General features: G+C 56.9%; 12 protein-coding genes. 2 read left to right on the top strand and 10 right to left on the bottom strand.

Going from position 1 to position 12,386, the window contains the following annotated elements; translation table 11 throughout:
- Positions 1-289 precede the first annotated feature (289 nt).
- The 3 genes from ACO6EE_RS10370 to mnmM form a co-directional block, all read right to left on the bottom strand.
- Positions 290-661: a SirB2 family protein gene (locus tag ACO6EE_RS10370; protein WP_023887054.1), complete on the bottom strand. Its 372-nt coding sequence runs from the start codon at positions 659-661 to the stop codon at positions 290-292.
- 160 nt (positions 662-821) lie between these two features.
- Complete coding sequence (locus ACO6EE_RS10365) at positions 822-1,259, bottom strand: hypothetical protein (RefSeq protein ID WP_485960929.1); 438 nt, start codon at positions 1,257-1,259, stop codon at positions 822-824.
- A gap of 5 nt (positions 1,260-1,264) precedes the next feature.
- Entirely contained in the window at positions 1,265-1,849 is a 585-nt protein-coding gene (mnmM, locus tag ACO6EE_RS10360) for a tRNA 5-(aminomethyl)-2-thiouridylate-methyltransferase MnmM (protein WP_485960953.1), read from the bottom strand.
- 108 nt (positions 1,850-1,957) lie between these two features.
- On the opposite strand from mnmM, the gene gshA reads away from it, so the two are divergent.
- Complete coding sequence (gshA, locus tag ACO6EE_RS10355; RefSeq protein ID WP_485960928.1) at positions 1,958-3,301, top strand: glutamate--cysteine ligase; 1,344 nt, start codon at positions 1,958-1,960, stop codon at positions 3,299-3,301.
- A gap of 184 nt (positions 3,302-3,485) precedes the next feature.
- On the opposite strand, the gene ACO6EE_RS10350 is transcribed toward gshA, so the two are convergent.
- From ACO6EE_RS10350 to rpe, 4 genes are all read right to left on the bottom strand, one after another.
- Positions 3,486-4,823, bottom strand: coding sequence for a sodium-dependent transporter (locus ACO6EE_RS10350; protein ID WP_485960927.1), 1,338 nt, complete (start codon positions 4,821-4,823; stop codon positions 3,486-3,488).
- A gap of 341 nt (positions 4,824-5,164) precedes the next feature.
- Entirely contained in the window at positions 5,165-5,713 is a 549-nt protein-coding gene (locus ACO6EE_RS10345) for a carboxymuconolactone decarboxylase family protein (protein WP_070630723.1), read from the bottom strand.
- A gap of 300 nt (positions 5,714-6,013) precedes the next feature.
- Positions 6,014-7,726, bottom strand: a complete 1,713-nt coding sequence (locus ACO6EE_RS10340; RefSeq protein ID WP_485960926.1) for a proline--tRNA ligase — start codon at positions 7,724-7,726, stop codon at positions 6,014-6,016.
- A 270-nt stretch (positions 7,727-7,996) separates the two neighbouring features.
- Positions 7,997-8,680, bottom strand: coding sequence for a ribulose-phosphate 3-epimerase (gene rpe, locus ACO6EE_RS10335; protein WP_485960925.1), 684 nt, complete (start codon positions 8,678-8,680; stop codon positions 7,997-7,999).
- 183 nt (positions 8,681-8,863) lie between these two features.
- On the opposite strand from rpe, the gene ACO6EE_RS10330 reads away from it, so the two are divergent.
- Entirely contained in the window at positions 8,864-9,271 is a 408-nt protein-coding gene (locus ACO6EE_RS10330; protein WP_003822497.1) for a Spy/CpxP family protein refolding chaperone, read from the top strand.
- Positions 9,272-9,405: 134 nt separating this feature from the next.
- Here the strand turns inward: ACO6EE_RS10330 and ACO6EE_RS10325 are convergent, their stop codons facing one another.
- From ACO6EE_RS10325 to ACO6EE_RS10315, 3 genes are read right to left on the bottom strand one after another with little or no spacing between them, the layout of a single operon-like run.
- Positions 9,406-10,641, bottom strand: coding sequence for a sugar transferase (locus tag ACO6EE_RS10325; protein ID WP_485960924.1), 1,236 nt, complete (start codon positions 10,639-10,641; stop codon positions 9,406-9,408).
- A gap of 54 nt (positions 10,642-10,695) precedes the next feature.
- The gene (locus tag ACO6EE_RS10320; RefSeq protein WP_485960923.1) at positions 10,696-11,559 is read right to left on the bottom strand and encodes a glycosyltransferase family 2 protein; all 864 of its coding nucleotides are present in this window, start codon (positions 11,557-11,559) and stop codon (positions 10,696-10,698) included.
- Positions 11,556-12,380 (bottom strand): beta-1,6-N-acetylglucosaminyltransferase, encoded by an 825-nt coding sequence (locus ACO6EE_RS10315; RefSeq protein WP_485960922.1) that lies wholly within the window; start codon positions 12,378-12,380, stop codon positions 11,556-11,558. The genes ACO6EE_RS10320 and ACO6EE_RS10315 overlap by 4 nt, the downstream gene beginning before the upstream one ends.
- Positions 12,381-12,386: the final 6 nt, after the last annotated feature.

Raw genomic sequence — 12,386 nt, 5'->3', positions numbered from 1 at the left:
CAAATTAAATTGTGGAATGTGGGTTGATCAACCCAACCTACGCCCTGCTTTATTAACAGGCTACCTGAAAAATGAATTTCAGGTAGCCTACTCATTTATGGGTGCAGGGTGTGCACGGTACGCACGCACATGGCTTTGGAGTAACGGACAACGGCATGCGTGCCTGTGGCACGCACCCTACACACCGTGCAAGCTTTCCTGCAATAAAGGCTACCTGAAATTTTAGCTACGCAGAAACTTCGCTGCGCTACGTTTTCAGGTAGCCTTTTCAATCAGCAAACAGCCGATGTTAAAACATCGGCTTATACGTGGCCAGCCAATAAATGGTGCAGAGGCAGCCGATCGATAGGGCATAGCCGATCCACCATTTGGCCGAGCGTGGCGGGCTTTTCAGGCAAAACATGCCCACCAGCACATACAGCACCACCAAAATCAGTTTCACGCCCAGCCAATCGGCATTGCCGAAAGGCACGTAGCGGGTGATGGTCATCAGCATCATGCCGGTGAAGAGCAGCAGGGTGTCGTTGATGTGCGGCACAAAGCGCAGCACTTTGGGCACGGGGCGGCTCGGCAGGATGGTTCGCATCCAAAAGCGCAGGTTGAACAGAACCACGGTAATCACAACGAATACCAGATGGCTGTGTTTCACGATAAGGTACATGGGTGCTCCGAATGTGTTTGATTGAGTGTGTGATGGGGCGGCAGGCTACCTGAAAGTTGCGCGGACGCCAATAGCCCGTTCGTGGGATACGGTGAATTTAAACCGCATCAGCTCGCCTTACCCCATTCTTATTTTAAGCCACAATGGCTTTCAGGTAGCATTACCAATCGTGGTCGATACAGCCGCGTTCATCGGCCAGACGGTAGGCAGCATCGAGCTGCGCCTGCATGGTGGGCGGCAGGGCGTCGCGTTCGCCGCTGCGGTAGCGTTGCCAATAGGGCGAAAGGTTGAAACGGCAGGTTTCGGCCAGCTCGCTCTGAATCATGATGAGGTGGCAGACGGTGTAGCCGAAAGCATCTTGCGCATCGAAGGCCGCCAGTTCGATCACGTCGCCCGGGTAGAAGGTTTGCCCAAAATCGGCGCTTACGTAGCCGTTTTGTTCATGCACGATTTGCTTGAGCGCAGCGACATGGCGTTCGGCTTCCATGCCGTAGTCGAAGCGGCTGATGCGGTGCAAGGTATCGTCGCTGGCCTGTCGGATGTAGGGAAACAGGGCGGGCGGGAAGGCGGAGATGCTGGGTTTGTGTTTTTTAGCCATCGGTTTCAGGTAGCCTTTGGGTTGGCAGAGGCGTTATGCTTTTCAATCGCCATCAAATAAGGCGGACGGTTGCGGCGGTTGATAAAGCCGTAGTGCAGCACGGCAAACTGTTGTTGCGGCAGGGTAGCCGCCCATTCGGACACAGCCTGAGCTTCGAGCGCGCCCGCCTCGTGGCCGGGATAAAGCACCACAGCCAGCAGCCCGCCGGGGCGCAGGATGTGCACGGCTTGCGCCAAAGCGGAAAGGGTGCTGCCAGTTTCGGTGGTGAGCGCTTTGTTGCCGCCGGGCAGGTAGCCGCAGTTGAACACGATGCTGTGCACGGGTTCGTTTACATATTGCGTCAAATCGGCATGGCTCTCGGCAATCAGGCGCACTTGCTTTTCTTCTCCGGCTGTCTGCAAACGCGCCTGCGTGGCAGCCAAAGCCTGCGGCTGGATATCGAAGGCATACACACGCCCGCCGCTGCCCACGCATTGCGCCAAAAACAGCGTGTCGTGGCCGTTACCGGCGGTAGCGTCCACCGCAATGCCGCCTTCGGGCGTGGCTTGGGCGAGCAGGCGGTGGGCGAAAGGAAGGATGTTGTCGAGCATAGAATAAAACGGGATAGCCTGATGGTATGTAGGGAAATTCGCTGTAGCGGCACGGGCTTGGAGTATAATGCCCGCCATCTGCACACACTTTTTTGAAAGGAGCTCAGCATGGGTATTCCGGTTATTTCCCCGCAATACGCGCAATATCTGCTGGATTTTGAAACACTCATCCTGCAAAAGCAAGCCGAAATCGAGGCCTGGTTCCGCAGCCAGTGGAAACGGCACAAGCCGCCGTTTTACGGCTCGGTCGATATCCGCAACAGCGGCTACAAAATGGCCAGCATCGACATGAACCTCTTCCCCGGCGGCTTCAACAACCTAAACACCCAATTCAGCCCGCTGGCCGCCGCTGCCGCCACCGACGCGGTGGAACGCTACTGCGAAACGGCCAAATCCGTGCTGATTGTGCCGGAAAACCACACGCGCAATACGTTTTACTTGGAAAACGTGTATGCCCTGAGCAATATCCTGCAACAGGCCGGCTTTGCCGTGCGCCTGGGCAGCCTGAACCCCGAAATCACCGAGCCGTCCGAATTCAAAACCGCGCTGGGGCACACCATTTTGCTCGAGCCCCTGCTGCGCACCCGCGAGCGCGTGCATCTGGCTGACGGCTTCTTGCCCTGCCTCGTGTTGTTGAACAACGACCTCTCCGGCGGCGTGCCCGAAATCCTGCAAGGCATCCGCCACACCGTGCTGCCGCCCCTGCACGGCGGCTGGACCACGCGCCGCAAAACCGCCCACTTTGCTGCCTACAATCAAGTGGCCGCCGAATTTGCCGAGCTCATCGGCATCGACCAATGGCAGATTAACCCCTATTTCGAGAAAGTGTCCGGCCTCAACTTCCACGAACGCGAAGGCGAAGACGCCCTGGCCGCCGCCGTGGAACGCGTGCTGGCTAAAATCCAGGCCAAGTACGACGAAAAAGGCATCACCGACAAACCCTTCGTCATCGTCAAAGCCGACGCCGGCACCTACGGAATGGGCGTGATGAGCGTGAAATCCGCCGACGAAGTGCGCGCGCTCAACCGCAAAAACCGCAACAAAATGGCCACCGTGAAAGAAGGCCTGGCCGTAACCGAAGTGATTGTTCAGGAAGGCATCTACACCTACGAAACCCTCAACGGCGCCGTGGCCGAGCCGGTGGTGTATATGATCGACCGCTTCGTGGTGGGCGGTTTCTTCCGCGTGCACGAAGGGCGCGGTACCGACGAAAACCTCAACGCCAGCGGCATGCGCTTCGTGCCATTGAGCAGCAATGTACCGCAAACCGACAGCAGCGGCGACGACCCGGAATTTCTTGCCGGCAGCAAGCGCGTGTTTGAACAATGGCAAACCCTCGGCCAGCCCGACCGCAGCCAAACCTGCGACTGCGCCGGCAACCGCCTGTATGTGTACGGCGTGATGGCTCGGCTCTCGCTTTTGGCCGCTTCGATTGAGTTGGATAACTACTGATATCGCCAGCAAAGGCTACCTGAAACTTTCGCTATGCAGCGTTTTAACTGCGTTGAAGCCCACGCTTTCAGGTAGCCTCATGTTGCAGCCATGGGTAACTGATAAACCAGTTCTCATAAATAAGCCGGCAAACCGTTCTTTGATACAGTTTGCCGGCTTATTTATTCTTTTCAGGTAGCCTGAGTTAAATCCAACCCAACGTATTGGCAAACACCAGCAAAATCGCCACCGGCGCGAGGAAGCGCAGCGCATTGAGCCACAGCGCAATCACAGCCTGCGGCACGCTGCTGCCTTCGCGCATGTGCTCGAATACATCGCTCTTCTGCCGTATCCAACCCACAAACACCGCCACCAAGAGCGAGCTGATCGGCATAATCAGCGCGGTAATCATGTAGTCCCACAAGTCGAACAGCGTTTTGCCAAACAGCTTCCATTCGGAGAGCACACCAAACGAGAGCGCGGAGGGAATGCCGACAATAAAAATTGCCGTACCGATCAGCCAAGTGGTTTTGCTGCGTTTACTTTCATCTTCGCGGATGGCGGCGGCAATCACGGTTTCCAGCATAGAGAAGGCGGAAGTGAGCGTGGCAAACACCACCAGCAGCATAAACACAGCAAACAGAATTTGACCCAACGGCAGCTTCATAAACACGGCGGGCAGCACCACGAAAATCAGCCCCGGCCCCTGACCCGGCTCAAAGTTGAAGGCGAACACAGCGGGGAAAATCACCAAACCGGCCAACAAAGACACCAGCAAATTCATCCACATAATACTGTTTCCGGAGCGGAACAAATCCTGTTTCTTGTCCAAATAAGCGGCATAAGTAATCATGGTGGACACGCCTAAGCTCAGCGCGAAAAAGGCCTGCCCCAGCGCGGTGAGCATGGTTTGCGGCGTGAAGTGCGACCAATCGGGCTTGAGTAGGAAGGAGATGCCCGCCGTCGCGCCATCCAGCGTGAGCGAGCGCACCGCCAGCAATAGCAGCAACACAAACAGCGCGGGCATCATGTATTTATTCGCCCGCTCAATGCCTGCCGCGATGCCGCTTTTCACCACCCACACCGTCATCAGCATAAACAGCCCCTGATAGGCGATTGAGCCGGCCGGGCTGGAAATCGTGCTGCCGAACAGCGCGCCGAAATCTGCATTCGGATGGATGCTGCCGTCAAACGCGTGCACCACATAATTCAACACCCAGCCGCCCACCACGCTGTAGAACGACAGCAAAATAAAGCAGGCAAACACTCCCATGCGCCCGATCCACGGCCACAGGCTGTTCGGTGCGAGCGTTTTAAACGCATCCACCGCGTTTTTGCCGCTCTTGCGGCCGATATAAAACTCGGCCAGCTGCACCGGCAAGGCCACCAATACGGTGAAAATCAAAAACATCAGCACAAACACCGCACCGCCGTTAGTGCCGGCGGTGTAGGGAAATTTCCAGATTGCGCCCAAGCCGATGGCAGAGCCGGCGGCAGACAAAATAAAGCCGATTTTAGACGACCAGGAAGCAGGGGATTTCATAAAACTGCAATAATCCAAAACGATTCAGAATGGCGTGATTTTAACAAAAACAAACATCCAAACCGCCGCCTAAACTGCACTGCTACGGTATTACGCAGTTTTCCTGCCCGAATCGGCGGGCATACAGTCTCGGCTGATGAATGTTTTCTATATCTATAGCATTTTATGCTATATAAAATAACAAATAGCAAGTTTATTGCTTAAATAATATATTTCAGATTATCAAACAGATAGTTATACCAATATCACTAGTTTTGGCTGACTATAAAACAAGCAAGACAAAAGCTACCTGAAATTTCAGGTAGCCTTGGTCTCCGCTTACCGCAGCAAGCTGCGTGTGTTTAAGCGTAATCGCGCAATTCAGGGTTGATATCGGTTTGCGCCAGGTTGTTGGTGTAGTTGCACAGGGTGGCCAGCGCCACGCCCATCACCACTTCCACCGATTGCTGCTTGTTGTAGCCCGCGTCTAGAAAGGCTTGCAGCTCGGCATCGGACACCGCGCCTTTTTTCGCCATCACGGCTTGGGTGAAGGCTGCCAGAGCGGCCAGTTTGGCGTCGTCGAATTCGGCGGGGTTCAAATTGCGCGAAGCTTGAACGGCTTTTTCGGAGAGCAGTTTTTTCAGCGTGGCGATTTTGGTGTGGCCGGCCACGCAGAAACCGCACTCGTTGGTTTTGGCGGCAATAATCTGCACCACTTCCACCTCGCCCGGAGTGAGGCTGTTGGCGGCATTGAGCTTGCCCACTTCCTGATAAAACGCCAGGGCTTCTGGCGCATTGGCCAACACGCCGATGAGGTTGGGGATAAAGCCGTTGGCCTTGAGCGCGGCTTCCACGCGCGGCTTGGCGGCTTCGGGAGCGGTTTCTACGGTGTGGACGGGAAGACGTGCCATGATTGGGTTCCTTTATGCTGTGTTGTGGGGAAAGCGGCATTGTAGCGGAAAGCGCGCCGGTGGCTAAATAACGGTTTGTGCGGATCGATAGAACTCAGAGGCATAAAGGCTACCTGAAAGCCGGTCCAACGCTTTATCTGCGTTGACGCTTCGCTTTCAGGCAACCTTTGGCACGTCTTGCTCAGGCTTAAAATGAATGCAGGTTTGATGCGCCAAAGGTGGATGATAGCGAAGCCTGCCTGCGGCAACATAAAAGGCTACCTGAACATATTTTCAGGTAGCCTTCCCTCGCATAAGCCTTTAAGCCAGCAAACCTTTCAGCTTGGCGGCAATCTCGCCCACCGCCACCAGTTCGGTTTCGCCGCTGCGCCGTTCGGTGTATTCCACTTTGCCTTCCTTCAGGCCGCGGTCGCCGATGGCGATGCGGTGCGGGATGCCCAACAGTTCGCTGTCGGCCAGCAGCACGCCGGCGCGTTCGTCGCGGTCGTCGAGCAGCACGTCCACTCCGGCGGCGGTGAGTTCGGCGTAGATTTTATCGGCGGCCTCGCGCACGGCTTCGGATTTTTTGTAGTTCATCGGCACGATCACGGCTTGGAACGGCGCCATGGCGTTGGTCCAGATGATGCCGCGCTCGTCGTTGTTCTGCTCGATGGCGGCGGCCACGATGCGGGTGATGCCGATGCCGTAGCAGCCCATTTCCATGATTTGCGATTTGCCGTTGTTGTCTAAGAACGAGGCGTTCAGCGCGGCGGAATATTTGTCGCGCAGCTGGAACACGTGGCCGACTTCGATGCCACGTGCGAGTTTCAGGTAGCCTTTGCCATCGGGGCTGGGGTCGCCGGCGATCACATTGCGGATGTCGGCAAATTCGGGCTCGGGGCAGTCGCGGCCGAAGTTGAAGCCGGTGTAGTGGTGGTCGTCTTCATTGGCGCCGATCACGGTATCGGCCAGTTTTTCCACGGCGAAGTCGGCATACACTTTGCCTTTGAAGCCCACCGGGCCGAGCGAGCCGCCGTTTGCGCCGAATTTTTCTTTAATGGCTTCGGGCGAAGCCATGGCCAGCGGGCTTTTCACGCCGGGCAGTTTTTCGGCTTTGATGTCGTTGAATTCGTGGTCGCCGCGCAACAGCAGCAACACGAGTTCGCCCTCTTCTTCGCCTTCCACCACGATGGATTTGAGGGTGCGTTCAATCGGCATTTGCAAAAATTCTACCAACGCGGAAATGGTTTTCACGCCCGGGGTGTGCACTTTGGCAAGCGCGGCTTGCGCAGGGGCGCGTTCGCCGCTTTGACGCAGAGTGGGGGCGAGCTCGATATTGGCGGCGAAATCGGATTCGCTGCTGTAGGCGATGACGTCTTCGCCGCTTTCGGCCAACACTTGGAATTCGTGCGAACCGGTGCCGCCGATGCTGCCGGTGTCGGCGGCCACGGGGCGGTAGTCGAGGCCTAGGCGGTCGAACACGCGGCAGTAGGCGTTATACATGGGCTGGTAGCCGTCGCGCACCAGGGATTCGTAATCGGCGTGGAAGGAATAGGCATCTTTCATCACAAACTCGCGCGCGCGCATCACGCCGAAGCGGGGGCGGCGTTCGTCGCGGAATTTGGTTTGGATGTGGTAGAAATTTTTCGGCAGCTGTTTGTAGCTGGTGATTTCTTTGCGCACGATATCGGTGATCAGCTCTTCGCAGGTGGGGCTGAAGCAGAAGGTGTTGTCGTGGCGGTCGGTGATGCGCAGCAGCTCGTCGCCGTAGAAATCCCAACGGCCGGATTCTTTCCACAAGTCGGCGGGTTGGATGACAGGCATCAAAAGCTCGATAGCACCAGCACGGTTCATCTCTTCGCGCACCACGGCCTCCACTTTGCGCAACACGCGCAAGCCCATGGGCATCCAGGTATAAAGACCGGAGGCGTTGGCCTTAATCAGCCCGGCGCGCAGCATGAGCTTGTGGCTGGCCAGCGCGGCTTCGGCAGGGGCTTCTTTGAGGGTGGAAATAAAGAACTGGGAGGCTTTCATGGCAGGCTTTCTGCGAAATTAAGAATAAGCGGGGAATTGTATCAATGTTTCAAACGGGCTGCAGCATGAGGCTACCTGAAAACTGCGGTTTGGTTTTTCAGGTAGCCTGCAACACGGGCTACCTGAAAAAGCTTGGGCGGAAGCACTCAATTTCCCCTGCCCAGCTGCCAGACGCAAGCCATACCAAGTATGCCAAGGCGGCTCACGCAGCAGGAAGAAATGAAGCGCTTCCGCTATATCTGTAAAAGTTTCAGGTAGCCTTTTACCGTATCAACTACCGGCCTTTTCCAACTGCCGCCGCATTTCGGCAATCACCGCTGCGTAGTCGGGCTGATTGAAAATGGCGGAGCCGGCCACGAAGGTGTCGGCGCCAGCGGCGGCAACTTCGGCAATATTGTCGGCCTTGATGCCGCCGTCCACCTCAATCAAGATACGGCGGCCGCTTTCGGCAGCGTAGAGGTCGGTGAGCGAGCGCACCTGTTCGATTTTCTCCAGCGTGTGCGGAATAAATTTCTGCCCGCCAAAGCCGGGATTAACCGACATCAGCAGCACCACATCGAGCTTGTCTAAAACGTGTTCCAACACATACACCGGCGTGGCGGGGTTGAGCACCAGCCCGGCGCGGCAGCCGCTGTCGCGAATCAGACTTAAGCTGCGGTCGATATGGCGGCTGGCTTCGGGGTGGAAGGTGATGATATCCGCCCCGGCCTTGGCAAAGGCCTGAATCATTTCGTCCACCGGCTCCACCATCAAATGCACATCCAGCGGCACGGTGGCATAGGGCTTGAGCGCAGCGCACACCATCGGCCCGAAAGTGAGGTTGGGCACATAGTGGTTGTCCATCACATCAAAATGGATCCAGTCGGCCCCGGCGGCAATCACGCGCTGCACTTCTTCGCCCAAACGGGCGAAATCAGCAGATAAAATGCTCGGAGCGATACGGTAGTGGGTCATGTTGGTGCTTTCTTCTATAAATGGGATTATAATTCATCGCACATCGTGCCAAAAACGTAGTGATTTCCACTACATTGTTGTTTACACAGGTTTACCAAGATTATACCGTGTTTCACGCCGTCATTCGTATACTGGCGGCAATAAATTTACTTGGTTCGACACTGAATCTAAAGAGTTAATCCCATGACTCCCCTCCCCCGCCGCCAAACCCTTTGCCGGATTGTGTTTTCCACCGTCCTGCTCACTGCCGGCAGCCTTGCTTTGGCCGACAGCCCCAACTGTGATATGCGCCAGCTTGCGCTCAGCAGCAGCCAACAAGAGCAGCTGCGCCAAGTGCGCGCCGAATACCGCCAACGGATGGACAACCTCGTGGCACAATCGCGCAACCTGCGCCAATACACCACGCAGGCTTCCAACTTGGTGCTCTCCGGCCCGGTGTTCGATGAAAACATGGCACGGCATTATGTGAACGAAAAATACACCCCGCAGATGCAGCGCGAAGTGGAAAACCTGCGCGCCCAACACGCCCTGCTGCAAATCCTCACGCCGCAGCAGCGGCAGGAATGGCGTCGGCATTGCCAGTATCAATAAAATACCCTGCCCTATTGGAAAGGCTACCTGAAATTTCAGGTAGCCTTTATTGTTTGGCCGGCGACGTAGGTAAGGCTACCTGAAAGGGTAAGCCTCAATATAAATCAAATGAGGTTCTCGCAGAAAACCAAACCCTATCTCGCGCCGAAACCGGTAATGATTGTTTTCAGGGTTTTAAACAGAATCAGCACGTCCAGCGCGAAGGAGAAGTGCTTGATGTAGTAGAAATCGTGCTCGATTTTCACTTGGGTTTCGTCTGTGTTGCCCGCGTAGCCCTGCATCACCTGCGCCCAGCCGGAAAGGCCGGGGCGCACGATGTGGCGGTAGCCGTAGAACGGGATGCTTTGCTCAAACTGCTGCACAAAGGCTTTCTGTTCGGGGCGCGGGCCGATGAGTGCCATGTCGCCTTTGATGATGTTCCAAAACTGCGGCAGCTCGTCCAGCCGGGTTTTGCGGATGAAGCGGCCAGTGCGGGTAACGCGCGCGTCGCCTTCCTGCGCCAGTTGCGCGCCGTGTTTTTCCGAATCGCACACCATGCTGCGGAATTTATAAATTTTAAACTCGCGCCCGCCGCGGCCCACGCGGTTTTGCACAAACAGCACCGGCCCCGGGCTTTCCAGCCGGATGGCCAGCGCGGTAGCCAGCATCAGCGGCAGGGTGAGCGGCAGGCTGGCCACCACCATCAAGGCTTCCAGCGCCTGCTTAATCGCCATATAGGCCGGGCTGGGCAGCAGCGAGCCCAAATCGTTTTCATACATATGTCGGATTTTCACGCGGCCGGTGAGTGATTCTTCCACCTGGCGGATGTTGTAAACCGCGATGCCGCGCAAGGTGCAATCGGCTAGGAAACGCTGCCAATCCGCCCCCAAATCGGGCGCATGCAAATTGGTCACTACCGTGTTCACACGGGCGGTTTCAGGTAGCCTCGGTTCGACTAGCTCGTGCCAACGGATATTGGATAGCTGCGGCAAATCGCGCATACCTTCCACGTCGATATAGTACAGATGGCGGATGTGCCGCTTTTCCAACCAGGTTTCGGCAAACAGATACAGCACCGTGAGCGCAAACCCGGCGGCCAGGTAATATACCGAATACGGCAGGCGCAGCATGGCAGCAAACACCAGCGGCAGCCCCAGCCCGATGGCCGATACCGGAATCACCGATAGTTTGGAACGCTCGCCGGGAAAACGCGTCAGGTTGCGGCTCAAAGCGTAGGAGAGCAGCAGGCCGGCCAAGAGCAGGCTGTAGCTGGAAAGATTGGTGGCCGTGGGATGAGTCCACTCGCGCGGCGGCCAAAACCACCATGCCGGCGTAATCAGAATCACCAAGGCCGCGGCGACAAAGCGCAGAATCATTTTTATCGTTTTCATTATTTCCGTTATTTCTCGTGTGGCAGCTGGGTCAATCCCACAGGCTACCTGAAATTATTTCCGCAACAACACCCGATACACCCACTGCCTCGCCCCGTTCGGCAACAGCCGCACCGGCAATCGTAGCAGCACGTTTTTTGCCCACTGCGCCACGCTCAAAAAGCTCGCGCGGTAGAACCGCCACTGCATGGCCAGCTCGTTTTTCGCATACGCCCAGCCGCCGCGCCGCCGGTACATTTCGTCGCCTGCGCGCGCATACACCAGCACTTCGGGCAGGTTGGCGAAACGGCAGCCTTGCAGCAGCATACGCACCCACAAATCATAATCCTCATACAGCGGTGCGTGCTGATAATTGCCCGCCACGAGCACTGCTGATTTGCGGTAGCACACCGTCATGTGGTTGATGGGATTGCGGCTTTTGGCAAAGCGGGCAATTTCCTCGTGCGAGCAGGGCACGCGGCGGCTGTGCGCAGCATCGGCCGGCGTATGTTCAAACTCGTCAATCTGGCTGCCGCACACACCAATCTGCGGCTGCGATGCCACAAAAGCCAGCTGCCGCTCGAAACGCTCGGGGTGGCAGATGTCGTCGGTATCCATGCGGCATACCCATTCGTGCGCACAGGCCTCTAAGCCGGCATTCAGCGCCCGCCCCAGCCCCACGTTTTGCGGCAGCCGCACAATCTTCAGCGGCAAACTAGCTGAAAAGCTTGTTACCACGGTTTCCAAGCTTTCAGGTAGCCCGCCGTCATACACCAGCACAATTTCGTTCGGCGGCAGGGTTTGTGCGGCCAAGCTGGCCAAACATTGGCGCAGATATTCCGGCTGTTCGCGCGCATACAGCGACATCAACACGGAAAACGGCGGCGTGCTTTCCACAAAAAGGCTACCTGAAAGTTGGTTTTGCGCTGGCACCGTCATGCAGCTGCTCCTTCTGTCTCGTCTAAAAAGCGCAGCGCGGTATCGTCGTCCACTTTGCGTGCCAGCCAGTTTGGGCTGTGGCGCAAGGCTTGCAGTTCAGCCAAAGCCAGCGTATCGGGATGGTTGCTGCCCGGAGCGAAACGGATGTGGCGATGGTTGTTTGCCCACAGCTTGATGCCTGCCGTTTCAGGTAACCTTTTCACCAAATATTGGAAGAAATGCTCGTCCGGGCAAAGCTTCTTGCGAAAGAAGGCGCATGCCTGCTCATCGGCCGCGTTCAGCAGGGCTGCCAAGGCAGCACGGTCGGCAGAAAACCATTGGCTGCCGGCATAGGCCGTTTGCGCGGCGGGCAGGATTTTATCAGCCGCCTGAAACGCTTTGGTGAGCAATTTGCCGGGCAGGCGGCGCTGCCAAGCGGTGTCGGCGTGCGGCGTGTTGAACCGCACGCGGTAGCGCAGGCGCGGCGCGGCGCGGCATTCCAGCAGCAGGCTGCCGCTTGGTAGTTCGGCAAATTCGCGTTCGATTTGCGCAGGAGATTGCAGCAACACGCAGTTGCCACTCACCAGGTGCACAAAGCGGATGTCTGCATCGGCCAGCGCGGCACGCATCAGATGCAGCGTGGCTTCCACCATGCTGAAGCCCGCCCAGCAGATGTTGACGCGCTGCGGAATCAGGCGCGCATTCGGCGGCAGGGGCAGCAACGCGCCGATATCCGCCTTGGCATCGTAGTGCAGCAGCAGGCGGATTTCGGGGTGGCGCTCGGCCAGCCGCAGCCAATACAGCGGCGGGCGGTGGCACAAAATTAAAAAGGCGCTGCTCATAACGCT

The organism is Eikenella sp. (assembly GCF_057315495.1).
The sequence above is the reverse complement of the archived record's forward strand: the minus strand, read 5'-3'. Positions and strand labels throughout refer to the sequence as shown.

What these genes read in the sequence shown, in the direction of transcription:
- ACO6EE_RS10370 (WP_023887054.1), bottom strand. Translation starts at nt 661, where the DNA reads ATGTACCTTATCGTGAAACACAGCCATCTGGTATTCGTTGTGATTACC.
- ACO6EE_RS10365 (WP_485960929.1), bottom strand. Translation starts at nt 1,259, where the DNA reads ATGGCTAAAAAACACAAACCCAGCATCTCCGCCTTCCCGCCCGCCCTG.
- mnmM (WP_485960953.1), bottom strand. Translation starts at nt 1,849, where the DNA reads ATGCTCGACAACATCCTTCCTTTCGCCCACCGCCTGCTCGCCCAAGCC.
- gshA (WP_485960928.1), top strand. Translation starts at nt 1,958, where the DNA reads ATGGGTATTCCGGTTATTTCCCCGCAATACGCGCAATATCTGCTGGAT.
- ACO6EE_RS10350 (WP_485960927.1), bottom strand. Translation starts at nt 4,823, where the DNA reads ATGAAATCCCCTGCTTCCTGGTCGTCTAAAATCGGCTTTATTTTGTCT.
- ACO6EE_RS10345 (WP_070630723.1), bottom strand. Translation starts at nt 5,713, where the DNA reads ATGGCACGTCTTCCCGTCCACACCGTAGAAACCGCTCCCGAAGCCGCC.
- ACO6EE_RS10340 (WP_485960926.1), bottom strand. Translation starts at nt 7,726, where the DNA reads ATGAAAGCCTCCCAGTTCTTTATTTCCACCCTCAAAGAAGCCCCTGCC.
- rpe (WP_485960925.1), bottom strand. Translation starts at nt 8,680, where the DNA reads ATGACCCACTACCGTATCGCTCCGAGCATTTTATCTGCTGATTTCGCC.
- ACO6EE_RS10330 (WP_003822497.1), top strand. Translation starts at nt 8,864, where the DNA reads ATGACTCCCCTCCCCCGCCGCCAAACCCTTTGCCGGATTGTGTTTTCC.
- ACO6EE_RS10325 (WP_485960924.1), bottom strand. Translation starts at nt 10,641, where the DNA reads ATGAAAACGATAAAAATGATTCTGCGCTTTGTCGCCGCGGCCTTGGTG.
- ACO6EE_RS10320 (WP_485960923.1), bottom strand. Translation starts at nt 11,559, where the DNA reads ATGACGGTGCCAGCGCAAAACCAACTTTCAGGTAGCCTTTTTGTGGAA.
- ACO6EE_RS10315 (WP_485960922.1), bottom strand. Translation starts at nt 12,380, where the DNA reads ATGAGCAGCGCCTTTTTAATTTTGTGCCACCGCCCGCCGCTGTATTGG.